The sequence below is a fragment of the Williamsia sterculiae genome, from assembly GCF_900156495.1.
GTDB lineage: Bacteria > Actinomycetota > Actinomycetes > Mycobacteriales > Mycobacteriaceae > Williamsia_B > Williamsia_B sterculiae.
On sequence record NZ_FTNT01000002.1, the window covers coordinates 372719 to 396554 of the forward strand.

Consider the following 23836-nt stretch of genomic DNA (forward strand, 5'->3'; position numbering starts at 1 on the left):
GACGGGATCTTCCACGGCGCCACATACGTTGCAAGACTCACTCGCAGGGGCCTCGCGGCCTCGTAGACCCGAAGAAAGTGGAGGCTCACATCGTGGCGAGCGTGAACATCAAGCCGCTTGAGGACAAGATCCTCGTCCAGGCCGTCGAAGCCGAGACGACCACCGCGTCCGGACTGGTCATCCCCGACACCGCCAAGGAGAAGCCGCAGGAGGGCACCGTGGTTGCCGTCGGACCCGGCCGGTGGGAGGACGACAAGCGCATCCCCGTCGATGTCGCCGAGGGTGACACCGTGATCTACAGCAAGTACGGCGGCACCGAGATCAAGTACGGCGGCGAGGAGTACCTGATCCTCTCCGCACGGGACGTGCTGGCCGTCGTGAACAAGTAACGCTGTCAACACGTAAGTCCGTCACCACGTAAGACGGCTGGCTCCAGCAACACCAGTTCCGCCCCGGCACGTCGTCTTCGGCGCTCGTGCCGGGGCGGTTCGCATGGTCCCCGTCTTCTCTGCGCGCACCGTCTCACCCCATCAACCCCATCGACACAGCTGACTCACCACAGACTCAGGAGGGCCGACGACACATGGCCAAACAGCTCGAATTCAACGACACGGCTCGCCGTTCACTCGAACGCGGCGTGGACAAGCTCGCCGACGCGGTCAAGGTCACTCTCGGGCCGCGCGGACGACATGTGGTGCTGGCCAAGGCCTTCGGTGGTCCCAGCGTCACCAACGACGGTGTCACCATCGCCAGGGAGATCGACCTCGAGGACCCCTTCGAGGACCTCGGCGCCCAGCTCGTGAAGTCCGTCGCCACCAAGACCAACGACGTCGCCGGCGACGGCACCACCACCGCGACCGTCCTGGCCCAGGCGATCGTCAAGGCCGGTCTGCGCAACGTCGCCGCCGGGGCCAACCCGATGGCGCTCGGCGTCGGCATCGGCAAGGCTGCCGACGTCATCTCCGAGACCCTGCTCGCCTCGGCCACCCCGGTGGACAGCGAGACCGCGATCGCCCAGGTCGCGACGGTGTCGTCACGCGACCCGGAGATCGGTGAGATGGTCGGCAAGGCGATGACCCGGGTCGGCGCCGACGGTGTGGTCACCGTCGAGGAGAGCTCCGGACTGCACACCGATCTCGAGGTCACCGAGGGCGTGCAGTTCGACAAGGGCTATCTGTCGCCGTATTTCGTCACCGATCCCGACGCGCAGGAAGCGGTCCTGGAGGACGCGCTCGTCCTGCTCTACCGCGACAAGATCAGCGCGCTGCCGGACTTCCTGCCGCTGTTGGAGAAGATCGCGCAATCCGGCAAGCCGGTGCTGATCATCGCCGAGGACGTCGAGGGCGAGCCGCTGTCGACGCTCGTGGTCAACTCGTTGCGCAAGGCGCTGCGCGGGGTCGCGGTGAAGGCACCGTACTTCGGCGATCGCCGCAAGGCGTTCCTGGACGACCTGGCCGTGGTCACCGGTGCCACCGTCATCTCCTCCGACATCGGTCTGACCCTCGCCGACGCCGAGCTCGACCTGTTGGGCAGCGTCCGGCGTGTGGTGGTCACCAAGGACAGCACCACCATCGTCGACGGCGCCGGTACCAGCGAGGCCATCGCCGACCGCGCCGCCCAGCTGCGTCGCGAGATCGAGAACACCGACTCCGACTGGGACCGGGAGAAGTTGGCCGAACGGCTGGCCAAGCTCGCCGGTGGGGTCGCAGTGATACGGGTCGGTGCGGCCACCGAGACCGCTCTCAAGGAACGCAAGCACCGCGTCGAGGATGCGGTCGCCGCGGCCAAGGCCGCCGTCGAGGAGGGCATCATCGCCGGTGGTGGATCGGCGATCGTGCAGGCTGCGACGTCTCTCGACGCGCTGTCCGCACAGCTCACCGGTGACGAGGCACTCGGTGTCGCGGTACTGCGCAAGGCGCTCGATGCCCCGCTGTACTGGATCGCCGAGAACGCCGGCGTGGACGGTGCGGTCGTGGTGGCCCGGGTCGCCGACCTGCCGACCGGTGAGGGGTACAACGCCGCCACCCTGCGCTTCGGTGATCTGTTGGCCGAGGGGATCGTCGATCCGGTCAAGGTGACCCGGTCGGCGGTGGTGAACGCGGCATCGGTGGGACGCATGGTCCTCACCACGGAGAGCGCTGTCACCGACAAGCCTGCCGACGACGAGGCGGACGCGCACGCCGGTCATGGGCACGCCCACTGAGCACATCTGGAACAGCAGAAGGGGCGCACCGATCTCGGTGCGCCCCTTCTGCGTGGTCTCTGGTTCTCGTCCGGCCCGGTTCTCAGCCGGCGAGGCGCCTGCCGACCCCGCGCTTCATCAGGACCCCACGCTCCGATTCCGAGAGCCCGCCCCAGATGCCGTAGGGCTCGGCGACGGCCAGTGCATGCTCGCGGCACTGCGCGACGACCGGGCACTGGTGGCACAGCTCCTTGGCTCGACGCTCGCGTTGCGCCCTGGCCCGACCTCGTTCACCGTCGGGGTGGAAGAACATCGCCGAGTCGACGCCGCGGCACAGGCCCTTCATCTGCCAGTCCCAGATGTCGGCATTGGGGCCGGGAAGGTGGTTCGGCTGAGGCATTACAGCTCCTTGCAACGTGCCAGCTTGGTCTCGAACTGGTCAAATGAGCCGGATCACGCTGTCTGCGAGTCCGTTTCAACAGTCGCCTACGACGATGTTTGCTGCGACATCGCAACAGTATGCAAACGGTGGAAATGCAGTCAACAAGCACTGGTGGGTGCCGAAAACGCGCAAAGATTCCGGAAATGTTAACCGCGTGTTGAAATGACGATGGTTCTCGTCGGGCTCCGTACGAACTCGTCAGGGTGGTCGATCGCGGGGGTGAAACTGCTGGTGAAGGATGGTTTGGTGGCGAATCGGCAGGCGGCGCACCGGCCCCGATCGGAGCGGCGGCGCGAGTCGGGGTCCACCCGTGTGGTCATCGATAGGCAATCTATTGTTCGCTTTTCGGAAACATTTGCGCGGACGGCGGTCCGCATTGCCTTCGTTAAATTCTCGCTAATTCGGAGTTGTGGATGGAAACGTGGCTGATGGATGCGGCATTCGGTGTCGATCCGCGCGGCGATGTGCGACGACCGGGGCCGGGCGCCCCCGGCCTCGACGTCTGGCTGTGGGCGGTGTGGATGGGTGGTCGGGGCGGTCGGCAGGCCGCGCAGACCGAGTTGAGTGCGTTGGGCGCGCATCGCGACCCACTCATCCGGTCGCTGGCCTGGTCGACCTCGGCCTCGCTGATCCGCCAGCGCGGACGGCATGCCGCTGCCGCGCCGCTGGACGGGTGGGCGATCGCCGTCGCCGACCCCGGACGGGTCCGGGGTGACCCGGGGCGGATGGAGGCGGCCGAGGTGGACGCGCTGGTCGGGCTGGCCGCCGACCACCTGGGCCTCGGACGGGTGGACGTCGCGTTGCGGCTGATCGACACCGCTGCCGCGAGGGCCGACGGGTGGGGACCACGGGAATGGGTCTGGGGTGACCGGGTTCGACTGCGGGTGCAATGGGTGTTGGCGGAGTGCGGTCTGTACGGTGACGACGCCGCGTCGGCGGCCCGGCACGCCGAGAGGGCGCGGGAACTGGCGTCGGAGTGTCCGTCGGTACGGCATGTGATCAAGACCGAGATGATCTGGGCTGCGGCGCGGGCGGCCGCCGGGGATCCGGCAACCGCGCTGGCCACGGCCGCCTCGGCACGCGACGACGCCGCGCGTTGCGGTCTGCGCCCGCTGGCCGCAGCATGTGGACAGCTGCTCGACGGGCTCGCGCGTGACGCACGGGGTGCCGCACGGGACCGCGCGCGGTCGCTAAGCTGACATACGGACTTTCACGCCTCAATGACCACATGCGGGCAATTCGGAGAAATTTGCCTGACGACCTGTAACGCGGGGATCTGCAGCTGACGATGATACTGACAGGTGAAGAGCTTGATCAGGCCGTCGCTGCGGCAACGCATGGCGACCGCACTGCTCTCTCCGATGTACTCGAAAGTGTGCGGCCCCTGGTCCTGCGATATTGCCGGGCCAGGGTGGGGGCGGGTGAACGGCACTCGCACTCGGCTGACGACGTTGCCCAGGAGGTGTGTATGGCGGTCATGACTGCGTTGCCGCGATACACCAACCAGGGGCGACCGTTCATGGCCTTCGTGTACGGCATCGCCGCGCACAAGGTCGCCGACGCGCACCGGGGGGCGGCGCGAGTGAAGTCCGATCCCGTGGACGAGATGCCCGAGGGTGTCGACGTCTACGACGGTCCGGAGCAGATGGCACTCGACGCCGACTCCACACGTCAGATGAGAGAACTGCTCGACACCCTTCCCGAGAAACAACGGGAGGTCTTGGTCCTGCGGTTGATCGTGGGACTGAGTGCGGAAGAGACCGCGGAAACGGTCGGGAGTACTCCAGGAGCGGTGAGGGTGGCCCAACACCGGGCGCTGAACAAGTTGAAGGCCGAGATGACGAGAGGGGGATGGGTCCGATGACAGATGACGACAAGCGTCGTGACGGCGATCCGTTCGCCGATCGTCAGCGCGGTGATCGACCCGAGAATTCGACGCCGCTCGATCTCGACGCGATCCGGGCCGACGACGAGCTGCTCGACGCGATCGCCCGTAACGAAGGTGTGCGGGTCGGCAGCGACGTCGACTACGAGCTGACCTCGCTGTTGGCCGGCTGGCGACACGACGTGCTGGCACCCGGTGACACCGGCGTCCCCACCCTCGAACAGGTGGAGGAGGCGATCGCCGCCGAGCAGCGTGTGGGCCAGCGGCACCGTTCGCTGCGCACCCTGCGGATCGTCGGTGCGGCCGCCGCGCTGATCATCGTGGCCTTCGGGGGTCTCACCGTGATGTCGCGCGACGCCAACCCCGGCGACCCGCTGTGGGGGATCAAACAGACCGTCTTCGGCGCCGACGCCAGCGCGACCGTGGCCAGCCAGAGCGCCCAGTCCAATCTGGAGAAGGCGCAGCGGGCGATGGCCGAGGGCAAGAAGGCCGAGGCCCTGAGCTACCTGCAGTCGGCCAAACAGACGGTCACCGATGTCCGCGAGGCCGACGGTCGCGACGACATGCAGACCCGCATCGATCAGTTGTTGGCGCAGGTGCAGACGCAGACCTCGGCCGTACCCACCACTGTTCCGCAGTTGCCGTCGAATGTGATCCCCACCGAGATCACCGACCTGCAGAACCAGTTGTTGCCGCAGAACAACGGTGGATCGGGCAGTGAGTCGCAGGCACCGGCAGATCCGGGCACGGGTGCCGACCAGCAGGACAAAGACAAGACCTTGCTCAGGCGACAGTTGCAGCAGGCGGTGCCCACACCGCCGTCGACGCCGAATCTGCCGACCAGTCTGCCGATTCCGACCACCACCACGACGACGACCACACCCAACTGACCGACAGACGTCGAGGCGCTCCCCAGACCTGGGGAGCGCCTCGACGTGTGTGCGGGTGGCGGAAGGTGCGGTGGAGCGTCAGTCGTCCTCGACGACGTTCATCATCGCGTCGGCATAGCCGCGGCAGTATTCCCAGGTGACGTAGGCATCGGGGGAGGGGTCGACGGCGGGTTCGTGTGGTCGGACGGTGCCCTCGACCAGCAGCTGCAGCAGGTTCGCCCGGAGCATGTCCCAGTCGTGGTAGTGGTCCTGCTGGCAGTCGTCGCAGACCACCACCAGGCCACGGACACCGCGGCGGGCCAACAGCGCTTCGTAGACGGCGAGATCGGCGAGATCCTCCTCGACCGCGAGTCGCTCAGCCGCGTCCAGCGGTTGCGCGGGCTCGATCGAATCCAGTGCGGCCGAGGGATCGCTGGGATCGTCGGCGAACGGGTCGGGCGGGAGCCCGGGCGGCAGATGGTCTCGCACACGACCACCGTAGTCAGCGGTGCCCGATCCGCGCCACTCTGCGCGCGGGTGTCGTGCACGGGGTGGGTGGGCGCCCAACGTGTCGGGCCCCGGTCCTGCGGGTTCTCCCGCTGCTCGACGCGGCTTATACGATGGATCAAAACCATGTCTGGAGGCCCTCGGCGATGACTGACGTGAACCCCGGTGGCGTACGCACCGGTGGCGACGACCCCAACAAGGTGGCCATGCTCGGCCTCACCTTCGATGACGTGTTGCTGCTGCCCGCGGCATCCGAGGTCATCCCCAGTGAGGTCGACACCTCGTCGCAGCTGACCCGGGAGATCCGCCTGCGGGTTCCACTGGTCAGTTCGGCGATGGACACGGTCACCGAGGCTCGTATGGCGATCGCGATGGCTCGTGCGGGCGGTATGGGTGTGCTGCACCGCAATCTGTCCATCGAGGCGCAGGCCGGACAGGTGGAGACCGTGAAGCGGTCCGAGGCAGGCATGGTGACGGACCCGGTCACCTGCAAGCCCACCGACACCCTTGCCGAGGTGGACGCGATGTGCGCCCGGTTCCGCATCTCCGGGCTGCCGGTCACGGATGAGAACGACGAACTCGTCGGCATCATCACCAACCGCGACATGCGGTTCGAGGTGGACCAGCAGCGACCGGTGTCCGAGGTGATGACCAAGGCCCCGCTGATCACCGCACAGGAGGGTGTGTCGGCCGAGGCCGCTCTGGGTCTTCTGCGCAGGCACAAGATCGAGAAACTGCCCATCGTCGACGGCCACGGCAAGCTGACGGGTCTGATCACGGTCAAGGACTTCGTGAAGACCGAGCAGCACCCGTTGGCCACCAAGGACTCCGACGGCCGATTGCTGGTCGGCGCGGCCGTGGGCACCGGCAGCGATCAGTGGACCCGTGCGATGGCCCTCGCCGACGCCGGTGCGGACGTGATCATCGTCGACACCGCCCACGCCCACAACCGGTTGGTGTTGGACACGGTGAGCAAGCTCAAAGCTGAGGTGGGAGACCGGGTCCAGGTGGTGGGCGGCAACGTCGCCACCCGCGCGGCGGCCGCCGCTCTGGTGGAGGCCGGTGCCGACGCGGTGAAGGTCGGGGTCGGTCCCGGGTCGATCTGCACCACCCGCGTGGTCGCCGGGGTGGGCGCACCGCAGATCACCGCGGTGATGGAGGCGGTCGCGGTCTGCAAACCCGCGGGTGTGCCGGTCATCGCCGACGGCGGTCTGCAGTTCTCCGGTGACATCGCCAAGGCGCTCGCCGCCGGGGCGTCCACGGCCATGCTGGGATCCCTGCTCGCGGGCACCGCGGAGGCGCCGGGTGAGCTGATCCTGGTCGGTGGCAAGCAATTCAAGAGCTATCGGGGTATGGGCTCGCTGGGGGCGATGCAGGGCCGCGGTCAGGCCAAGTCGTATTCCAAGGACCGCTACTTCCAGGACGACGTGCTGTCGGAGGAGAAGCTGGTTCCCGAGGGGATCGAGGGTCGGGTGCCCTTCCGCGGGCCGCTCGGTCAGGTCATCCACCAGCTCGGCGGGGGGCTGCGAGCGGCGATGGGGTACACGGGCTCGGCCACCATCTCCGACCTGCAGGAGGCGCAGTTCGTGCAGATCACCGCGGCGGGACTCAAGGAGAGCCACCCGCACGACATCACCATGACCGTCGAGGCCCCGAACTACGTGGCCCGCTGACCGGTGGGGCACACTCCGGCGGGTAACGGTTCTCGATCAACAGTTCTCTGCGAAAGGCGCATCGGTGCGTGATCTGGTGGAAATCGGGATGGGTCGGACGGCCCGTCGCACCTTTCAACTCGAGGACGTGAGCATCGTCCCGTCCCGGCGCACCCGTTCGTCCAAAGAGGTCAGCACGGCCTGGCAACTGGACGCGTATCGCTTCGACACCCCGATCATCACGCACCCGACCGATGCGCTGGTATCCCCGGAGACCGCCATCGAGCTGGCCCGTCACGGCGCCCTCGGCGTCGTCAACGCCGAGGGACTGTGGGCGCGGCACCGCGACGTCGACGCCAAGATCGCCGAGGTCGTCGGGATCGCCGAGAACGATCCCGATCCCTCCGCACCGATCCGCGCCCTGCAGGAACTGCACGCCGCTCCGCTGGACACCGGGCTACTGGCCGAGGCGCTGACCCGGGTGCGGGAAGCCGGGGTGACGTTGGCCGCGCGGGTCAGCCCCCAGCACGCGCTCGAACTCACCCCGACCCTCCTGAGCGCCGGGGTGGAGTTGTTGGTGGTGCACGGGACCATCATCTCGGCCGAACACGTCAGCCATGATGCGTCGGAGGTCAAGGAGCCGCTGAACCTCACCACGTTCATCGCCGAGTTGGACGTCCCGGTGGTGGCGGGCGGGGTGCACGACCACCGCACCGCGCTGCATCTGATGCGGACCGGCGCCGCGGGGGTCATCGTCGGTTACGGCTCGGCCGAGGGCGCCACCACCACCGGTGAGGTGCTCGGTATAGGGGTCCCGATGGCCACCGCCATCGCCGACGCCGCAGCCGCCCGCCGCGACTACCTCGACGAGACCGGTGGTCGGTACGTGCACGTCATCGCCGACGGCGACGTGCACTCGTCGGGCGAATTGGCCAAGGCCATCGCCTGCGGCGCAGACGCTGTCATGCTCGGTACCCCCCTCGCCGCGGCCGCCGAGGCGCCCGGCCACGGTTGGTACTGGCCACCCGCGGCCGCACACCCGTCGATGCCGCGCGGCGCCCTGCTCGAGGTCGCGCTCGACGCGCAGCGTCCGAGTCTGGAGCGGGTCCTGCACGGTCCGTCCGACGATCCGTTCGGGCAGCTCAACCTTGTCGGTGGCCTGCGTCGATCGATGGCCAAGTCCGGCTACTCCGACCTCAAGGAGTTCCAGAAGGTGGGGCTCACCGTCTCCTGATCGGGAGGTGGTGTCCGACACATCCGTTTGGTGAACTCACTGTGACGCTGGGTTACAGTGATGTGGACTTCCATCACAGCCCGATGTCAGGAGTTCCCCGTGTCCGCTCGTGCCCGTCGCCCCCGAACCGAGTCCGATTTCGACGTCCTGATCATCGGATCCGGGTTCGGCGGCAGTGTGAGTGCGATGCGGCTGGTGGAGAAGGGCTACCGCGTCGGCGTGGTCGAGGCGGGAAGGCGTTTCGAGGACGACGACTTCGCCAAGACCAGCTGGCGGGTCAACAAGTTCCTCTGGGCACCCAAACTCGGACTGTTCGGTGTGCAGCGCATCCACGCGGTACGTGACTCACTGATCCTGGCCGGCGCCGGTGTCGGCGGAGGGTCGCTGAACTACGCCAACACCCTGTACAAGCCGACCAAGCCGTTCTTCGTCGACCCGCAGTGGGGCCACATCACCAACTGGGAGGACGAGCTCGACCCGCACTACGACCAGGCTCGTCGCATGCTCGGGGTGGTCACCAACCCCACGTACACCAACTCCGACCGGGTGATCGAGGAGATCGCCGAGGAGATGGGTGTCGCCGACACCTTCGGCCCCACCCCGGTCGGCGTGTTCTTCGGTGCCAAGACGGGCGGTGTGGGGGCACCGGGAGAGACCGTGCCAGACCCGTTCTTCGGCGGAGCCGGCCCCGATCGCACCGCCTGTACCGAGTGCGGGGCGTGTATGACCGGTTGTCGCGTGGGTGCCAAGAACACGTTGTTGAAGAACTACCTGGGGCTGGCCGAGCGCAACGGCGCCACCGTGCTGGACCGGACCACCGTCACCGGTCTGCACCCGCAGGCCGACGGCAGCTGGCAGGTCGACACCCAGCGCAGCGGTGCCTGGACTCGGCTGGGAGCACGACGTCGCACCCTGACCGCACGGCAGGTCATCGTCGCCGCGGGGACCTACAACTCGCAGAAGCTGCTGCACATGGCCAAGTCGGACGGGTCCCTGCCGGAGCTGTCGGATGCATTGGGTTCCCTGACCCGCACCAACTCCGAGTCGATCCTCGGGGCCATGCGCCGCCAGTACGACCCCGCCGACGACTTCAGCGAGGGAGTGGCGATCACCTCGTCCATCCACCCGGCGTCGGACACCCATATCGAGCCCGTTCGGTACGGCAAGGGTTCCAACGCCATGGGGTTGTTGCAGACCCTGTTGACCGACGGTGAACCAGGCCGCAGCCGGTTCCTGAAGTTCCTGGCCGCGCTGGTGCAGCGTCCGCTCGACCTACCGTTGTTGTTCAACGTGCGCCATTGGTCGCAGCGCACGGTGATCCTGTTGGTGATGCAGAACAAGAACAACTCGCTGACCACGTTCGTGCAGCGGTTCGGGCCGTTCCGCTTCGTCAACAGCAGGCAGGGACACGGGGAGCCCAACCCCACCTGGATCCCCGCGGGCAACGAGGCCGCGCAGCGAGCCGCCGCGAAACTCGGCGGCCCGGCCGGGGGTACCTGGGGCGATGTGTTCAACATGCCGATGACCGCGCATTACCTGGGGGGATGTGCCATCTCCGACAAACCCGCCACCGGGGTCATCGACCCGTACCACCGGGTGTGGAACTACCCGACCCTGCATGTCACCGACGGATCGGCGATCAGCGCGAACCTCGGGGTGAACCCGTCGTTGTCGATCAGTGCGCAGGCCGAGCGAGCGACGTCGCTGTGGCCGAACAAGGGGGAGACCGATCTGCGCCCCGAACAGGGCGCGCCCTACGAGCGGCTCACCCCGGTGGCACCGCGGTCGCCGATCGTGCCGGAGTCGGCACCCGGTGCGCTGCGACTGCCGATCGTCGCGGTGAACCACGCCCACCGGCCGCCGGTCACCGCCTGAGGCACCTTCTAGACTCGGTGGGTGCCTGCCGACAAGCCCGCCGCCGAATCCGCTGATCTCGAACCCACCGAGATCGATCGAGCCGACGGGAGCACGGGGACCGCTCCGATCGACGCCGCGGCACCGCGTCCGGTCCTGGTCGTCGACTTCGGTGCACAGTACGCACAGCTCATCGCCCGACGGGTCCGGGAGTCGCGTGTCTACTCCGAGGTGATCCCGCACACCGCGACCATCGATGAGGTGCAGGCCAAGAATCCCGTGGCCTTGGTGCTGTCCGGCGGGCCGGCCTCGGTGTACGCCGACGACGCGCCCGGGCTCGACCCGGCGCTGCTCGACCTCGGCGTCCCGGTGTTCGGCATCTGCTACGGCTACCAGGCCATGGCCGCCGCACTCGGCGGCGACGTGGCCAACACCGGTGGCCGCGAGTTCGGCCGCACCACGCTCACGACCACCGAGACCGGCGTCCTGCACGGCGGGTTGCCGGCGAGCCAACCGGTGTGGATGAGCCACAACGACGCGGTCCAGCGCGCCCCCGATGGGTTCACCGTCACCGCATCGACTCCCGGCGCACCGGTCGCCGCATTCGAGGACACCGCGCGCGCGATGGCCGGGGTCCAGTACCACCCGGAGGTGCAGCACAGCCCGCACGGTCAGCAGGTGCTCAGTCGTTTCCTGCACGAGGTGGCCGGTCTGGAGCCCACCTGGACCGCCGCCAACATCGCCGACACCCTGATCGAACAGATCCGTGAGCAGGTCGGTGACGGTCGGGCGATCTGCGGTTTGTCCGGTGGAGTGGACTCCGCGGTAGCGGCGGCGCTGGTCCAACGCGCCATCGGCGACCGGTTGACCTGCGTGTTCATCGACCATGGGTTGTTGCGGGCCGGTGAGCGGGAACAGGTGCAGCAGGACTTCGTGGCCGCGACCGGTGCCCGCCTGGTGACCGTCGACGCCGCCGACACCTTCCTCGACGAGCTCGCCGGTGTGTCCGACCCGGAGACCAAGCGCAAGATCATCGGCCGCGAGTTCATCCGCTCGTTCGAGGGTGCGGTCACCGACGTCCTCGGCGACACCGCCGCACACGGGGAGACGATCGACTTCCTGGTCCAGGGCACCCTCTACCCCGACGTGGTGGAATCCGGCGGCGGCAGCGGCACCGCGAACATCAAGAGCCACCACAACGTCGGCGGACTGCCCGACGATCTCGAGTTCACCCTGGTGGAGCCGCTGCGACTGTTGTTCAAGGACGAGGTCCGCGCCGTCGGGCGCGAGCTCGGCCTGCCCGAGGAGATCGTCGGCCGCCAGCCGTTCCCCGGGCCCGGTCTGGCCATCCGCATCGTCGGTGCGGTCGACGCCGACCGCCTGGCCACGCTGCGCGCCGCCGACCTCATCGCCCGCGAGGAACTCACCGCCGCCGGTCTCGACGACACCATCTGGCAGTGTCCGGTGGTGTTGCTGGCCGACGTCCGCAGCGTCGGGGTCCAGGGCGACGGACGTACCTATGGGCACCCGATCGTGCTGCGTCCGGTCTCGAGCGAGGACGCGATGACCGCCGACTGGACCCGCATCCCCTACGAGGTGCTCGAACAGATCTCCACCCGGATCACCAACGAGGTGGCCGAGGTGAATCGTGTGGTGCTGGACGTCACCAGCAAACCGCCGGGCACCATCGAGTGGGAGTGAGCCGCTAGCGACGGCTGCGGCTGCCGGTGAGGATCAGTGTCACACCGATCCCCACCGCGATGGCCACCGCGATCCAGCGGGCGATGTCCAGGTCGCCCAGCGACGGACCGCCGAGCAGACCCCAGACCGCCACCAGTACCGCGACCAGTCCGACGACCGCCATCACCGGTGACACACGTCGGGGTGCGGCGGGTGTCTGTTCGCTCATGATCCTGCTCCGTTCCGGATGATCTGTATCTGACCGACGTCGGTCGAGGCGTCCACGTGCAACACCGGTCCGCCGACACCGTCACGGCCGGGGTCGATGCCGTCCGGACACTCCTGGTCACCGACCCCGGTGGAGCAGTTCGCCTGGACGTCGAGACCGTCGGGAACCAGGATCTTGATCTCACCGGCCCCGAGGTCGATGGCGACGTGATGGTCACGAGTGAGCGGCACCGAGCGCAGATCAAGCGTCGCCGAACCCACGGTCAGACCGTAGGTGTCACGAAGATCGTTCTCCGACAGTGGCTTCCACATCCGTTCACCCACGCCGCCGGACGGCGGTCGGTGCAACCCAGCCAGCGTCGACAGCCCGATGACGGCCAGCACACCGATCAGCGCGACCGGGACCAGGACGGTGCCGCGACGCGTCCCGACACCCCGGCCCACCGAACCGATGAGCAGACCGACACCGACCACCAGCAGGGCCACCGACACCACCCGTGCGGGGGTGAAGAACCCCACCCCGGTGAAGGCGGCAGCCGTGGCGGCGGCGGCGAGCACCACCGCCGCGCCGACGACGATCGGGGCAAGGGCGCGACTGCCCGCCGGTGCCTGCGGTTCCGCAGGGGTCGGTTCGGGCAGATCCCAGGCGAACGGTGCCACCCCCAGCGGATCCCACGCGGGCGGCTGCGGTGTCGTCGGATCGCTCGGTGGGGTGTTCGTGGCCGTCGCATCCGAGACACCGCTCTTGTGCAGGTCCACCCCCGCCGCGACGGTGCCGAGCGGTGCGGTGACCGACTCGGCTGCCTGCCCCACGGTGTCCGCGCCGGTACCCGCCGCCGCCTCCGGTGTCCGCTGGTACAGCAGGTACCAGCCGAAAAGCATCAACGCCGCGCCCACCAGCAACCCGCCGCTCCAGGCCACGTTGGGGGTGAACGCACTGGTCACGATGATGATCAGCACCACCATCACGAGGGTGGGCGGGTGCCCGTGATTCCAGTGACGGCCACCGGAGCGGTGGAACTCCCGGCGTGCGGCACGGTACTGGCTGCGCCACTGCGGGTCGTTCCGGCGCGAACGGAAGCGGTCCCGGATCTCCCGATACTCGTCACGCCGGGACAGCCCGTCCGGTCCGTCGACCTGCGGACAGGTCAGCCAGGCCGCGATGTACAGCAGCACCCCGCTGCCGCCGAAGACGGTGGCCACGATGAACGCCACCTTCACCAGCGTCGGGTCCACGCGATACCGCGCGCCGACACCGGCGCACACGCCGGCCACGGTGGACCCGGTACGCGGCCGGGCCGGCCGGGTCCGCCACATGTTCTCCAGTTGCTGCTGGTTCATGCCAGTCATCGTGGACCGTCGCGGCGCCCGACCACATCGGGGCAGACCCTGATCTTTCACCGCCTGTGACCCTGATGTGCCGGTGGCGGTGATCGTGCCAGTATCGATCGCGTGAGCAGTCCGGAACGCATCCACCGCCGTGACGGCGGTCGGGTCATCGGTGGTGTCGCCGGTGGCGTGGCCGACCATCTCGGCGTCGACGTGTTCCGGGTGCGGGTGGTGTTCGTGGTGCTCAGTGCCCTCGCCGGGGCGGGGGTCTGCGCGTACGGACTGCTGTGGTTCCTGTGTCCGCCCGGTGACGACACCGACCCGCCGCCACCGGGGGAGCGACGACAGGCCTACGGGCTCGCGATCGTCGGTGTGGTCGCCGTGGTGGTGGTCGGCTTTCTCGCCTCCGGTACCCCCGCCCGGTTCCTGGTGCCCCTGGTGGTGGTCGCCGTCGGGGCGTCGTTGGTATGGCGGGAGTTCGACACCTCCAGGCGCACGGTGCGCACTCCGGTGCTCACCTGGACCCGGGTGATCGGTGGGGTACTGCTGGTGATCACCGGCCTGGTGGTGGTGGTGATGGCGGGTAATCGGTCGGTGGGTGGGCTGAACTCCACCCTGCTGGCCGTCGGGGCCACCTTGCTGGGTGTGTTGCTGTTGACCGTGCCGCTGTGGATGCGGATGTGGCGGACCCTGAACGCGGAACGTGCCGCCCGCATCCGCAACGAGGAGCGCGAGGAGATCGCCTCACATCTGCACGACTCGGTGCTGCAGACGTTGGCGCTGATCCAGAAGCAGGCGGCCGACCCCGACAACGTGCTGCGACTGGCCCGCGGTCAGGAACGCGAACTGCGGCGCTGGTTGTTCAGCGGCACCGACGTGCGTGGTGACACCCTGGTCGCCGCCCTGACCGACGTGGCCGCGGCCGTCGAGGACACCTATGGCGTGGAGGTGGACGTGGTGACGGTCGGTGACCTCGCCCTCGACACCGACGATCGTCGCTGGCCCGCGTTGCTGGGGGCCGCGCGGGAGGCGGTCATCAACGCGGCCAAGCACAGCGGGGAACGTCGGATCGACGTCTACCTCGAGGTGGAACCCGAACGGGTGACGCTGTTCGTCCGTGATCGCGGGGCCGGTTTCGACCCCGACGACATCCCCGACGACCGGCACGGTGTGCAGAACTCGATCCGGGCCAGGGTGGAGCGGCGTGGTGGCGCCGTGCGGGTGAAGTCGGAGCCCGGACGCGGCACCGACATCCGGATCACCATGCCCCGGGCGGATGTCGACGGTCTCGCGGGGGCCGCCGAGGAGAGGGCCGCGGACACGACGGAGAAGGAGATCTCGCACGATGGCTGAACCGCACGGTGTCCCCGCGGTACCGACGCGGGTGTTCCTCGTCGACGACCACGCCGTCTTCCGGTCGGGGGTGCGGGCCGAACTGGCTCGCGAAACGGGGCTCGAGGTGGTCGGCGAGGCAGGTTCGGTGTCCGAGGCGGTGGCCGGGATCACCCGTAGCGCACCGGATGTGGTGCTGTTGGACGTGCACATGCCCGGTGGGGGTGGGGTCGCGGTGCTCACCGGTGTCACCTCCGGCGCGCCGACCCCGCCGACCCCGACCCCGACCGGGGTGCGTTCCGCCCCGGTCTTCCTGGCGTTGTCGGTGTCCGATGCCGCCGAGGACGTGATCGCGACGATCCGGGCCGGGGCCCGCGGATACGTCACCAAGACCATCCGCGGTGACGAACTCGCCGACGCCATCCGCCGGGTCGCCGACGGTGACGCCGTGTTCAGCCCTCGGTTGGCGGGGTTCGTGCTCGACTCGTTCACCGGGCGATCGCCGGTTCCGGAGCCGGCGCTGGACCCGGAACTCGACTCGCTCACCCGACGCGAACTCGAGGTGTTGCGACTGTTGGCCCGTGGCTACACCTACCGTGAGATCGCCGAGGACCTGGTCATCTCCGTCAAGACCGTCGAGACCCATGCGTCGAACGTCTTGCGCAAGACCCAGCAGTCCAACCGCAACGCGTTGACCCGGTGGGCTGCCACCCGCCATCTGGACTGACCTGTCGGGAACCATGGACGGTGAGAAGGGGCGGTATGGGCACCACTGCTGATCCGGGTCCGGTCGGACGTGCGCCGTCGATCGGCGCGATGATCGGGGCCGTCGCGGCGGTGGCGTGGGGGATCTGGGGTACCCGAGCCCTGTCCGGGACGACCGGTGTCGTTGTCCTGGCAGTCGTCGTCGCGGTGTCGGTCGTCGTACTGACCGGCGCGGTCCGGGCGGTGCGTCACGCTACCGGCGGGGCCGGTCCGTCCATGTTCCGCTCACGCTTCTACCGCCTGACCGTGGCCGCGGAGATCGCCGCCATCGCCGCAGGTGTCGCGATCCTCGACCGCGTCGATGGCGGCGGACACTACGTCGCCATGTGGATCGCGGCGGTGGTGGCGGTGCACTTCGCCGTCTTCGGGGTGAGGTTGTCCACGTACTTCCATCGGCTCGCGGCCGCGCTCGCCGTGGTGGTCGTCGCCGCGATCATCGTCGAGACGGTGGCGGGTGGATCGACGGGCACCGCGGTGACCGGTGTCGGTGCCGCGGTCGTGTTCGACGCGGCGGCGTTGCTGACCGTGCGTCGGCATCACGTGCGACGTCAGGACTGACGCTCAGCGCAGTACCGCGATCAGGACCAGTGCGATCACGGCGAGGACCAGGAATCCGAGGAACACCGCCGACGCCACCGGCACCGCCGACCGCGATGGCTGCGGCGGATGCCCGGACAGCGGGTAAGGGTGGGATGGGTAGGGCTGGTGGGGTCCGGGGTGATGTGGTCCGGGTACGGCAGTTCGGTCGTAGGACCCGAGTGCGCCCGGTTGGGGGGTGGCGGTCCGTCGCACCCAGGTGGGCGTGCCGCCGTCGATCTTGGTGACGCGGCCGCTGAGCACCTGTTCGCTGCTGACACCGTCACCCGCGGCCAGCCGGGCCAGGGTGTCCCGCGCCTCGGCCATCGTCGGCCGGTTGGCGGGTGAGGGTTCGAGCATGCGCAGCAGGATCGGCGCCAACGCGCCGGCGCAGATGGGTGGGTTGATGACCCCGCGGGCCACCCGGTCCAGCAACACCAGCGAGTTCTCGTCGACACCGAAAGGCGGTTGTCCCTCCACCATCGTGTACAGGGTCGCGCCGAGTGAGTACACATCCGACGCCGCCGACGGGTCGGTGCCGCGGGCCACCTCCGGCGCGAAATAGGCCGGGGTGCCGGTGATCACCCCGCTCTGGGTGACCTGTACCTCGTCGTCGACGCGGGAGATCCCGAAGTCGGTGATCTTGACCAGGCCTGCGCTGCGACCGCTGTTGGCTATCAGGATGTTGCCGGGTTTGATGTCGCGGTGCACGATGCCCTCGTCGTGGGCCTCGGCCATCGCGTCGGCGACCTGGGCGCCGATCTGGGCCACCTGCTCGGCGGGCAGGGTGCCTGCGGCGTGCAGGATCTGCGCGACGCTACGCGACGGGAGGTACTCCATGACCAGCCAGGGTTCGCCGTCCTCCACCGCGACGTCGTGCATCGCGATGGCGTTGCGGTGGCCCAGTCGCGCCGCGATCCGGCCCTCCCGCATCGCCCGTTGCCGCGTCTCGTCGGCGGTGGTGTGGGTCATCCCCTCGGTGGACACCACCTGCTTGACCGCGACCTCGCGGTCGAGGAGTTGGTCGTGGGCCAGCCAGACCGCCCCCATCCCGCCGCCGCCGACCTTGGACCGCAGCCGGTACCGCCCGGCGACGAGGAAACCGGGGCCGGCCACTCTCCGGGGATGGTCAGGGGTCGTCACGCCGGTCAGTTTAGTTCGCGATTGACGGCTGTCGGACCACCGTCCTACGATCGTTACTCGAAAACATGTTCGATCCACAGTCGTGATCGCCGCATCTTCCCGGTGTCGATCTTCCCCTCGGCTGCCACGTGTACGGGAGGAATGATGACCTCAACAGAGGTGTCGGAAGCGCCGGTGTCGGACGGCGCCGGAGTGGCGGACAAGGTGGCGGACCTGCGACGACGACTCGCGGTCATGTCTCGTACGAGGAACCCGGATTCTGTTGTGCACCAGGCTGTTGTGCCCCGGTCCGTGGAACCGGGCCGCGGGAGCGGATCGGTGGCCCCGGCGTCGGAGCAACCGGACCGTGAGGTGATCGGCGTACCCGAGGTGTTGTCGTCGTTGCTGGTCGACGGTGGTCTCACCAGGGGCACGGTGGTCTCGGTGGCCGGGGCCCGATCGGTGGTGACGGCGCTGGTCGCCCGGGTGACCGCGGACGGTGGTCATGTGGCGGTGGTCGGGGCTTCGCAGCTGAGCCTGCTCGCCGCTGCGGAGATGGGGGCCGATCTGTCGCGGATCGCCACGATCGACGATCCCGGTGCCGACCGGGTGGAGATCGCCGCGGTGCTGCTCGACGGGTTGGATCTGGTGGTGCTGGGTCTGGGCGGGCTCTCGGTGGTGCCGTCCCGGGCTCGGGTGGTGATGGCCCGCGCCCGGGCCAAGGGATCGGTGTTGATGGTCCTCGACGGCACCTGGCCGGGGGTGCAGACCCACATCACCGCCGAGGTCACCGACTACCGGCACGCGCCGGTACGGCGAAGCGGGTACGGACGGATCGCGGGGTTCTCCTTACGGGTCCGTGCCCGGGGGCGAGGGCGCGGGCGGCCCGGTGACGAGCTCAGGGTGGACGTGATCCAGCGCGACGGTGTGGTGGGGCTCGTCGGTCGCGATGTCGGGGAAACGGTTGGCGAGCAGCGTGTTCGGCCGGATCTGCGGGTGGCCAACTGATGGCCAGGGCGCTGGGGTTGTGGTGCCCCGACTGGCCGGCGGCCGCTGCGGCGGCCACCGCCGACTCCGCACCGGAACGACCGGTCGCGGTCTTCTCCGCCAATCGGGTGGTCGCCTGCTCCGCCCCGGCACGGGCAGTGGGGATCAGGCGGGGTATGCGCAGGCGTGAGGCCCAGGCGATCTGTCCGGAACTGGTGGTGGCTGCCGACGATCCCGGCCGTGACGGACGGCTCTTCGAACCGGTGGTGGCAGAGGTCGCGGAGCTGGTCCCGGCGGTCGAGGTGTTGCGGCCGGGACTGATGGTGTTGCCGGTGGCGGGTGCGACGAGGTGTTTCGGCGGCGAGGAGTCGGCCGCCGAGAAGCTCATCGATGTGGTGTCGGCCTGTGGGGTGGAGTCGCAGACCGGTATCGCCGATCACCTGGCCACGGCGGTCATCGCCGCCCGGCACGGGGTGGTGGTCGCACCGGGGGCCGGGGCCGACTATCTGGCCCCGCTGCCCGTCGGCGAGCTGGCTGTCGAGCCGAGCCTGTGCCGGGAGGATCGCAGCGAACTGGTCGACCTGTTGTGGCGGATGGGAATTCGCACGGTCGGGGCTTTCGCGGGGCTCTCCGCCACCGACGTGGCGACCCGGTTCGGTGCGGATGCGGTGTACGCCCACCGAACCGCGCGAGATCTCCCGGACCGTCCACCCTCGGGGGTGCCACCGGGGGCGGACCTGATGGTCGAGCACCACTGCGATCCGCCGGTCGATCGGGTGGACGCCGCCGCCTTCGTCGGTCGACGGCTCGCCGAGGAACTGCATCGGGTGTTGATGGCCGCGGCGGTGGCCTGCACCCGACTGACGGTGCACGCCGTCACCACCGGCGGCCAGGAGCATTCCCGCACCTGGCGATGCGCGGCCCCGCTGACCCCGGAGGCCACCGCGGACCGGATCCGGTGGCAGTTGGAGGGGTGGTTGACCGGCCGCGGGACCGATGACCGGCCGGATGGCCCGATCGGGGTGCTGCGGTTGGAACCGGTGGAGCTAGTCCGGGCGGGGGAGTTGCAGTACGAGCTCAGCGGGGCGGGACTCCCGGGCAGTCGGGACCTGGACGAGCGGGTGCATCGCTCACTGGTACGGGTGCAGGGCCTGCTCGGTGGCGAGTCGGTGCGGATCCCGGTGCGCAGCGGGGGTCGGGGGCCGCAGGAGCAGATCAGCCTGATCCCGCTGGGTGACGAGCCCACCCCCGCGGCCGACCCGACGGCCCCGTGGCCCGGCCGGATGCCGGAACCCACCCCCACGGTGTTGATGAGCGCTCCGGTGGAGATGCGCGATTGCGCCGACGACCCGGTGCGGGTGACCTCCCGCGGAGGATTCAGCGCCGAACCGACCACCCTGCGCTGGGGTCGGCGCAGCTGGGAGCTGTGCTGGTGGGCGGGTCCCTGGATGGCCGACGAACAATGGTGGGCCGCGGCCGACTCCGCCATCGTGGCCCGCGCTCAGGTGTTGCTCGACGATTCCCGGGCACTGCTGTTGCGCTACCGGCACGACGACCGGCAGTGGCTGGTGGAAGGGGTGTACGAGTGAACGCCTCAGCGGGTGGTCGGATCGTCGACGGTACCGACGAACAGCGGCAATCCGGTGGCCACGTCGATGATCTGGTAGGCGAACGGGCGATCCACCACGAACGGCTCGCCCAGGGGTACCGAGGTCGGCATCAGGTCGATCTGGGTGGCCGCGGCCGCCACCGTGCCCTTCTCGCCGACGGTGATGGTGCCGCTCTGGGCAGCCGCGCTCACAGTCAACCGCGGACCGATCGCCTCCAGGTCGGCACGGTCGGTGAACAGTTGCCGCACGCCGAGTTTCTGCAGCGTGGGGATCAGATTCATCTTGGTGTCCGTCTGCCAACGCGGCAGCGACAACTGAACCGGGGAGGGTGTCGCCGCCCGCAACCGCGACGCCACGTCGCCGAGAACATCCGCGGTGACGGCCTGCGCGGGTGCGATACCCGGTCGATCGGGCAGGATGACCTGCATCGCGAGTCCGCTGTCGGTCGAACCGGCTCCATACGGCAGTTCCACCGCACGCCAGGTGTCACCCTCGACCACCCGAACCCTGGGGGTGGCGTGCATCATCTCGGCCTGCACCACCTCCCCGTCGGTCCTGGTGAACGCCGACTGCATGGTGCTGCCCGGGGAGAACGGGGTCTGCCACGCCGCGGCCAGGTAGACGGTGCTCAGCAGACTCATCACGGTGTCGGGGTTGTAGGGCACCGGCGGCGTGGTGATCTGGTCACCGGTGTTCACCGACAACCACTCCGCGATGGTCGCCGCCGACCTCTTCGAGGCGAACTCGACGGGGTAGTAACCGCTGTTGAAGTAGCGCCCCAGTGCGGTCAGGTAATCGGGGCGGACCCGCAACGACTTGTCGACGAACACGCCGTTGCCCTGGTGATAGACGGGGTCGTCGGGTGGGTTGTCGGGGTCGACCCGACCGGGGTCGCCTTCCGCGGACGACAGCTGACCGGCCAGAGCGGCCAGCGCGTGAGGGTCGTAGCCGCCGAGGACGGTGTCGAGCTCGGCGGCGGTCCGGCCACCGGCCCCGGCTCGCACCATGGCCAGCGCGGTCTGAGCGCTCCAGGGGGAGACGACCATGTTGCCCGTGCCGTCGGCACCGGCGCGGATCAGGTCCCAGCCGAGACCGCGCGCGGCTCGAACGGTGGCGTCGGCACCGTCGCGCACCTCGTCGATGCCGATCTGCGCGAACGTCACCCCCGACGCCTTGCTGAGCTGCGCGGTGCTCGGTGGGTTCGGAGATCCGGCGCAGGCGGACAGCCCGACAATCATCGCCAGCCCCACGGTGGCCAGCGCCGACGGCCGCAGCGGTGTGCGCGAGGACGGATGACGTGACGGCGGAGGGGACATCCGGGCCGATGCTACCGACGACCGGGGTTGATCCGGATCAATTCCGGCCGCGCGCGCTCACCGGCCATCGCGCGACCGCAGAACCGTCCCGGACCACCACCAGATCATCGACGAGATTGACCGCCGTGCAGACGTGGTTGGGTGCGACCCGCACCCGTGCGCCGAGGTCCGGTGCGCGTTCCGTCGAGAAGTCCACGGTGGCATGGTGTTCGGACAGAGCAACGATACGCGCGGCCGGATGGTCTGGCAGTCGTCCGTGCCCGGTGGCCCAGGACGGGCGGTCTGCGCCGAGGATCTTGCTGCCGGTGTCGAGCACCGCGGTGTGCTCGGTACGGTGCACCACCGTACCGACCGCGACCAGGGCGACGTCGGCCAGATCGCAGGTGCCCAGTTCCACCTGCTGGGCGTCGTTGAACGGGTACACGCCGGGGCGGATCTCGGTGAGCACACCCGCGTCGGCGGCAGCGACGGTCGGGGTGGATCCGCCACTGATCACCCGGGGCGCCATTCCGTGCTCGGTCAATCGGCGGGTGGCGTCGGCCAGGGCGGCGCCCTCGTCGTCGGCGGCCTGCGCCCGCAGGCCGGGTCCGTAACCGTGACCGGGAAAGGTGAACACCCCGGCCACGTCGAGACCCATCGCGATCGCCGACCGTGCCACCGCCACCACCTCCTCGGGTGAGGTCCCTGTGCGGTGTTGACCGCTGTCGACCTCGACGAGAACCTCGGCGCCGGTGCCGGTCAGCGCCTGCGCCAATTGCTCCACACCGGGAATCGAATCCGCACCGACCCGCAACCGGGTGGCCGAGGCCAGCGCGTGGAGCCGTCGAACCTTGTTCGGGCTCAACCACAGTGGATAGGCGATGAACAGGTCGTCGAATCCGGCGGCCGCGAACACCTCGGCCTCCCCGATCGTGGCCACGGTCAAACCGACCGCCCCAGCGGCGACTTGACGACGGGCGATGTCGATCGACTTGTGGGTCTTGGCGTGCGGGCGCAGGTCCAGCCCGAGGTGGTCGGCCCGGGCCGACATCGCGGACAGATTCGCGTCGAGCAGCGTCGAGTCGACCACCAGGTACGGGGTGTCAGGATGCGGGTTCTGACTGTCTGACGTCGTGGTCACGCACCGAACCTACGTGCGGTGTGAGAGCTTGGCACCGGCAACCCGCTCTCGCTAGCATCGCCAGCGTGAACTCGAGCAACGGTGCCCTCACCCGCAGCCGGTGGTATGCGGCGATGACGTTGATGATGTGTTCCATCGCGGTGGCCGCATGCTCGCCACCGGCCGAGGACGAGGACCGTGGTGATGCGGACACGCGGACCATCGCCCATGAGTACGGCGAGACCGTGGTGAACGGTGTGCCGAAGCGGGTGGCCTCGGTGGGGTTGCGTGAGCACGACACCCTGTTGGCGTTGGGTGTCAAGCCGGTGATGATCCACCAGTGGTATGAGGAGTACGGGTCCGGTGTGGGGCCGTGGGCCGTGCCGCTGCTGGGTGATGACAAGCCGGTGATCATCCCGTCCTCGGCGTCCGATCTCAACATCGGTGAGATCGCCGCTCAGAAGCCCGACCTCATCGTCGGTACCTATGCGGCGATCGACAAGGGGGTCTACGACAACCTGTCCAAGATCGCGCCGACGATCGTGCGTCCCCGGGACGCCGAGGACTTCGCCGTGTCGTACGCGCAGGAGGCCACGATGATCGGCGAGGCCGTCGACAAGAAGGCCGAGGCGCAGCAGTTGGTCAGCAAGGCCGATGCGGCCTTCGCCACCGCGGCCGGAGAGCACCCGGAGTTCAAGGGGAAAACTGCAGCAGTGGGATGTCCGCTGAAAGGTGGTGGTTTCGGTATCTACACCAGCAAGGATCCCCGCGGTCAGTTCCTCACGAAGCTCGGTTTCACGGTTCCCAGGGAGATCGACGATGCTGCAGGCGGTAAGTACTACGCCGAGATCAGTGGGGAGCAGCTCGATATGGTCAACGACTACGACGAGCTGGTGATCATCGACGATTGTGGTGAGTCGACGGTACAGCTGGATGAGCACCCGATCTTCAAGACCCTCGACATCGCCAAGCGCAAGAACTTCGTCTACCCCGCACCGGCGTCGGACGCGGTGTCACACAATGACGTGTTGAGCATCCCCTACGCGCTGGAACGGCTGGTGCCGGCCATCGCGCGGACAGTGCGCGAGTAGGAGCCTCGAGCCATGAACGGTCTGCGTCGTCCGGCGCTGGTGATCGTCGATGTGCAGGTCGGCTTCTTCGACGGTG

At 68.8% G+C, this 23836-nt stretch carries 22 protein-coding genes; 15 read left to right on the forward strand and 7 right to left on the reverse strand.

The genetic code is table 11. The features are described 5' to 3' along the window. Positions 1-92: 92 nt before the first annotated feature. Together groES and groL are read left to right on the forward strand one after the other, a co-directional pair. The gene (gene groES / locus BW971_RS04545; protein WP_076477416.1) at positions 93-389 is read left to right on the forward strand and encodes a co-chaperone GroES; all 297 of its coding nucleotides are present in this window, start codon (positions 93-95) and stop codon (positions 387-389) included. A gap of 194 nt (positions 390-583) precedes the next feature. Beyond that, positions 584-2203 (forward strand): chaperonin GroEL, encoded by a 1620-nt coding sequence (groL, locus tag BW971_RS04550; RefSeq protein WP_076476951.1) that lies wholly within the window; start codon positions 584-586, stop codon positions 2201-2203. 82 nt (positions 2204-2285) lie between these two features. Here the strand turns inward: groL and BW971_RS04555 are convergent, their stop codons facing one another. Then, on the reverse strand, positions 2286-2582 hold the full coding sequence (locus tag BW971_RS04555; RefSeq protein WP_076476952.1) for a WhiB family transcriptional regulator: 297 nt from the start codon (positions 2580-2582) through the stop codon (positions 2286-2288). Positions 2583-3037: 455 nt separating this feature from the next. On the opposite strand from BW971_RS04555, the gene BW971_RS21050 reads away from it, so the two are divergent. From BW971_RS21050 to BW971_RS04570, 3 genes are all read left to right on the forward strand, one after another. Next, positions 3038-3823, forward strand: coding sequence for a hypothetical protein (locus BW971_RS21050; RefSeq protein ID WP_143690194.1), 786 nt, complete (start codon positions 3038-3040; stop codon positions 3821-3823). Between the two features lie 89 nt (positions 3824-3912). Then, positions 3913-4488 (forward strand): sigma-70 family RNA polymerase sigma factor, encoded by a 576-nt coding sequence (locus BW971_RS04565; protein ID WP_076476955.1) that lies wholly within the window; start codon positions 3913-3915, stop codon positions 4486-4488. After that, positions 4485-5399 carry an anti-sigma-D factor RsdA gene (locus tag BW971_RS04570; RefSeq protein WP_159441828.1) on the forward strand — a complete coding sequence of 305 codons (915 nt, stop codon included), beginning with the start codon at positions 4485-4487 and terminating at the stop codon, positions 5397-5399. Before BW971_RS04565 ends, BW971_RS04570 begins: the two co-directional genes overlap by 4 nt. Positions 5400-5477: 78 nt before the next feature. On the opposite strand, the gene BW971_RS04575 is transcribed toward BW971_RS04570, so the two are convergent. Beyond that, positions 5478-5867, reverse strand: coding sequence for a DUF5319 domain-containing protein (locus tag BW971_RS04575; RefSeq protein WP_076476958.1), 390 nt, complete (start codon positions 5865-5867; stop codon positions 5478-5480). 164 nt (positions 5868-6031) lie between these two features. Here BW971_RS04575 and guaB point away from each other — a divergent pair, with 164 nt between their 5' ends. From guaB to guaA, 4 genes are all read left to right on the forward strand, one after another. Further along, entirely contained in the window at positions 6032-7558 is a 1527-nt protein-coding gene (gene guaB, locus BW971_RS04580) for an IMP dehydrogenase (RefSeq protein WP_076476960.1), read from the forward strand. A gap of 64 nt (positions 7559-7622) precedes the next feature. Next, positions 7623-8771: a GuaB3 family IMP dehydrogenase-related protein gene (locus BW971_RS04585; protein WP_076476962.1), complete on the forward strand. Its 1149-nt coding sequence runs from the start codon at positions 7623-7625 to the stop codon at positions 8769-8771. A 186-nt stretch (positions 8772-8957) separates the two neighbouring features. Continuing rightward, positions 8958-10646 (forward strand): FAD-dependent oxidoreductase, encoded by a 1689-nt coding sequence (locus BW971_RS04590; RefSeq protein WP_234974253.1) that lies wholly within the window; start codon positions 8958-8960, stop codon positions 10644-10646. Positions 10647-10718: 72 nt separating this feature from the next. Then, the gene (guaA, locus tag BW971_RS04595) at positions 10719-12326 is read left to right on the forward strand and encodes a glutamine-hydrolyzing GMP synthase (protein ID WP_083709310.1); all 1608 of its coding nucleotides are present in this window, start codon (positions 10719-10721) and stop codon (positions 12324-12326) included. A gap of 4 nt (positions 12327-12330) precedes the next feature. On the opposite strand, the gene BW971_RS04600 is transcribed toward guaA, so the two are convergent. Together BW971_RS04600 and BW971_RS04605 are read right to left on the reverse strand one after the other, a co-directional pair. Further along, on the reverse strand, positions 12331-12534 hold the full coding sequence (locus BW971_RS04600) for a hypothetical protein (RefSeq protein ID WP_076476965.1): 204 nt from the start codon (positions 12532-12534) through the stop codon (positions 12331-12333). Then, the gene (locus BW971_RS04605; RefSeq protein ID WP_234974230.1) at positions 12531-13874 is read right to left on the reverse strand and encodes a PspC domain-containing protein; all 1344 of its coding nucleotides are present in this window, start codon (positions 13872-13874) and stop codon (positions 12531-12533) included. Before BW971_RS04605 ends, BW971_RS04600 begins: the two co-directional genes overlap by 4 nt. 111 nt (positions 13875-13985) lie before the next feature. Between BW971_RS04605 and BW971_RS04610 the strand changes: the two genes are divergently transcribed. From BW971_RS04610 to BW971_RS04620, 3 genes are read left to right on the forward strand one after another with little or no spacing between them, the layout of a single operon-like run. Beyond that, the gene (locus tag BW971_RS04610) at positions 13986-15215 is read left to right on the forward strand and encodes an ATP-binding protein (protein WP_076476968.1); all 1230 of its coding nucleotides are present in this window, start codon (positions 13986-13988) and stop codon (positions 15213-15215) included. After that, complete coding sequence (locus BW971_RS04615) at positions 15208-15921, forward strand: response regulator (protein ID WP_076476969.1); 714 nt, start codon at positions 15208-15210, stop codon at positions 15919-15921. Before BW971_RS04610 ends, BW971_RS04615 begins: the two co-directional genes overlap by 8 nt. Before the next feature lie 35 nt (positions 15922-15956). Next, positions 15957-16517 (forward strand): hypothetical protein, encoded by a 561-nt coding sequence (locus BW971_RS04620; protein WP_076476971.1) that lies wholly within the window; start codon positions 15957-15959, stop codon positions 16515-16517. Positions 16518-16520: 3 nt separating this feature from the next. On the opposite strand, the gene BW971_RS04625 is transcribed toward BW971_RS04620, so the two are convergent. Then, the gene (locus tag BW971_RS04625) at positions 16521-17678 is read right to left on the reverse strand and encodes a serine/threonine-protein kinase (RefSeq protein ID WP_076476973.1); all 1158 of its coding nucleotides are present in this window, start codon (positions 17676-17678) and stop codon (positions 16521-16523) included. 318 nt (positions 17679-17996) lie between these two features. Between BW971_RS04625 and BW971_RS04630 the strand changes: the two genes are divergently transcribed. Then, a complete protein-coding gene (locus BW971_RS04630; protein ID WP_143690195.1) occupies positions 17997-18665 on the forward strand; it encodes a hypothetical protein in 669 nt (222 codons plus the stop codon). Beyond that, the gene (locus tag BW971_RS04635; RefSeq protein ID WP_076476975.1) at positions 18665-20233 is read left to right on the forward strand and encodes a DNA polymerase Y family protein; all 1569 of its coding nucleotides are present in this window, start codon (positions 18665-18667) and stop codon (positions 20231-20233) included. The genes BW971_RS04630 and BW971_RS04635 overlap by 1 nt, the downstream gene beginning before the upstream one ends. 5 nt (positions 20234-20238) lie before the next feature. Here the strand turns inward: BW971_RS04635 and BW971_RS04640 are convergent, their stop codons facing one another. Both BW971_RS04640 and BW971_RS04645 read right to left on the reverse strand, forming a co-directional pair. After that, the gene (locus BW971_RS04640) at positions 20239-21570 is read right to left on the reverse strand and encodes a serpin family protein (protein WP_083709274.1); all 1332 of its coding nucleotides are present in this window, start codon (positions 21568-21570) and stop codon (positions 20239-20241) included. Positions 21571-21607: 37 nt separating this feature from the next. Then, on the reverse strand, positions 21608-22690 hold the full coding sequence (locus tag BW971_RS04645) for an alanine racemase (RefSeq protein ID WP_076476976.1): 1083 nt from the start codon (positions 22688-22690) through the stop codon (positions 21608-21610). 65 nt (positions 22691-22755) lie between these two features. On the opposite strand from BW971_RS04645, the gene BW971_RS04650 reads away from it, so the two are divergent. Next, the gene (locus BW971_RS04650; RefSeq protein ID WP_083709275.1) at positions 22756-23760 is read left to right on the forward strand and encodes an ABC transporter substrate-binding protein; all 1005 of its coding nucleotides are present in this window, start codon (positions 22756-22758) and stop codon (positions 23758-23760) included. The last annotated feature ends 76 nt before the right edge of the window (positions 23761-23836 follow it).

Excerpts from the sequence above, each read along its gene's own strand:
- BW971_RS04600 (WP_076476965.1), bottom strand. The coding sequence starts at position 12,534 with ATGAGCGAACAGACACCCGCCGCACCCCGACGTGTGTCACCGGTGATG.
- BW971_RS04590 (WP_234974253.1), top strand. The coding sequence starts at position 8,958 with ATGCGGCTGGTGGAGAAGGGCTACCGCGTCGGCGTGGTCGAGGCGGGA.
- BW971_RS04620 (WP_076476971.1), top strand. The coding sequence starts at position 15,957 with ATGGGCACCACTGCTGATCCGGGTCCGGTCGGACGTGCGCCGTCGATC.
- BW971_RS04570 (WP_159441828.1), top strand. The coding sequence starts at position 4,485 with ATGACAGATGACGACAAGCGTCGTGACGGCGATCCGTTCGCCGATCGT.
- BW971_RS04605 (WP_234974230.1), bottom strand. The coding sequence starts at position 13,874 with ATGAACCAGCAGCAACTGGAGAACATGTGGCGGACCCGGCCGGCCCGG.
- BW971_RS04565 (WP_076476955.1), top strand. The coding sequence starts at position 3,913 with ATGATACTGACAGGTGAAGAGCTTGATCAGGCCGTCGCTGCGGCAACG.
- groL (WP_076476951.1), top strand. The coding sequence starts at position 584 with ATGGCCAAACAGCTCGAATTCAACGACACGGCTCGCCGTTCACTCGAA.
- guaB (WP_076476960.1), top strand. The coding sequence starts at position 6,032 with ATGACTGACGTGAACCCCGGTGGCGTACGCACCGGTGGCGACGACCCC.
- BW971_RS04635 (WP_076476975.1), top strand. The coding sequence starts at position 18,665 with ATGGCCAGGGCGCTGGGGTTGTGGTGCCCCGACTGGCCGGCGGCCGCT.
- BW971_RS04615 (WP_076476969.1), top strand. The coding sequence starts at position 15,208 with ATGGCTGAACCGCACGGTGTCCCCGCGGTACCGACGCGGGTGTTCCTC.
- BW971_RS04640 (WP_083709274.1), bottom strand. The coding sequence starts at position 21,570 with ATGTCCCCTCCGCCGTCACGTCATCCGTCCTCGCGCACACCGCTGCGG.
- BW971_RS21050 (WP_143690194.1), top strand. The coding sequence starts at position 3,038 with ATGGAAACGTGGCTGATGGATGCGGCATTCGGTGTCGATCCGCGCGGC.
- BW971_RS04555 (WP_076476952.1), bottom strand. The coding sequence starts at position 2,582 with ATGCCTCAGCCGAACCACCTTCCCGGCCCCAATGCCGACATCTGGGAC.